This window comes from Verminephrobacter aporrectodeae subsp. tuberculatae At4, assembly GCF_000193225.1.
Lineage (GTDB): Bacteria > Pseudomonadota > Gammaproteobacteria > Burkholderiales > Burkholderiaceae_C > Acidovorax > Acidovorax aporrectodeae.
This window is the reverse complement of the sequence record NZ_AFAL01000122.1, coordinates 1-1,215: the sequence shown is the minus strand read 5'-3', so window position 1 is coordinate 1,215 and position 1,215 is coordinate 1. Positions and strand designations below refer to the sequence as shown.

Here is a 1,215-nt window from a genome sequence, read left to right as displayed (position 1 = left end):
GTGGTCAGCAGGCTGATGCCCACCGACTTGATTCCGGCGTGCTGGCTGATGGATTGGATCAACGGACCGATCGCAGCAATGGCTGGCCGCAGGTTCAGTGACAACAGAAAAATGGCCAGTAGCAAGAACAGGCCGGCATGTTTGGGTTGTTGTGCCATGGTGTTTCCTTTAAGGGGGCATGGAGACCGGCATCAGTCAAGCGCGGGCAAGTCGATACCGGTATCCGGCTGGCGCAGCAGGTTGGATAGCTGCGGCGCGATCACTGGTTGATAGACATCATTTTCTGTGCGCCAAAAGTTTTCCGCTTGAAGCGCTTGTTGCAAGGACAGCGGTATCGTACAGCACTTGGAACGATCATTCTATATAAAAATTTGCTATTGATATTTTCTCTGGATAGTCGGCTCCCCGCTGCCGTATCCATCAACTACCCATTCAACAGCGGGCACCGGTGCCAGCCACAGGCGGCTTGCGTCTGGCACAAGGCGGCAGACTTCAAACGCGATGAAATCCGGGGCGTGGCCCACCCAGTGGGCGATCGCCGTATGAGCGGCCGCGTTGACGGAGATGATCCACGTGGTCGGTGCCGGGGCGCGTCTGGCTGTAGCAGCGCATGCTCAGCGAGGGGACAGCACAAGGTTAGCAGTTACGATGCACGCAACAAGGCCGTCCATTTGCGCAGCAGGGCAGCGCACTAAAACTGCGCCCCCTCGACCAGAAACTGCACCCTGCGCTCGCCCTTCCACTCGTTGACGTCGAGGCGGAAGGCCAATAGCACGCGCGCGGGCAGGGGCTCGGTGCGGCCAAACCAGATGCCGTCCACCGGGCGGCCCTGGTGCCTGAGTTTGAGCGAGAGGTGCTTTTCGCCGACCAGCCGCTGGCTCAGCACCTCGACCTCTTCGCTGAAGGTGGGCGGAGCAAAGCCCTGGCCCCAGACCTCGCGTTGCAGGGTATCGACCAGGTCGGCGCGGCAGTATTCGGGCGCCAGCGGGCCGTCGGTTTCGATGCGCCGCGTGAGGGTGCCGATGTCGAGCCACTCCTGCGCCACCTGGGCCAGCGCCTGGCCGAACAGCTCGAAGGTCGGCCCGGCCAGCGTGCAGCCGGCGGCCATGGCATGGCCGCCGAATTTCAGCAGCACGCCCGGGTGGCGCTTGGCCACCAGGTCGAGTGCATCGCGCAGATGAAACCCCACGATCGATCGGCCCGAGCCCTTGAATT

The 1,215-nt window shown here is 62.1% G+C and carries 2 protein-coding genes; both read right to left on the bottom strand.

Going from position 1 to position 1,215, the window contains the following annotated elements; genetic code table 11:
• Positions 1 to 191: 191 nt before the first annotated feature.
• Positions 192 to 323 carry a hypothetical protein gene (locus VTU_RS35390; protein ID WP_265597335.1) on the bottom strand — a complete coding sequence of 44 codons (132 nt, stop codon included), beginning with the start codon at positions 321 to 323 and terminating at the stop codon, positions 192 to 194.
• 368 nt (positions 324 to 691) lie between these two features.
• On the bottom strand, positions 692 to 1,215 hold a 524-nt coding region (locus tag VTU_RS25695), incomplete at its 5' end, for a DHHA1 domain-containing protein (protein WP_010101350.1).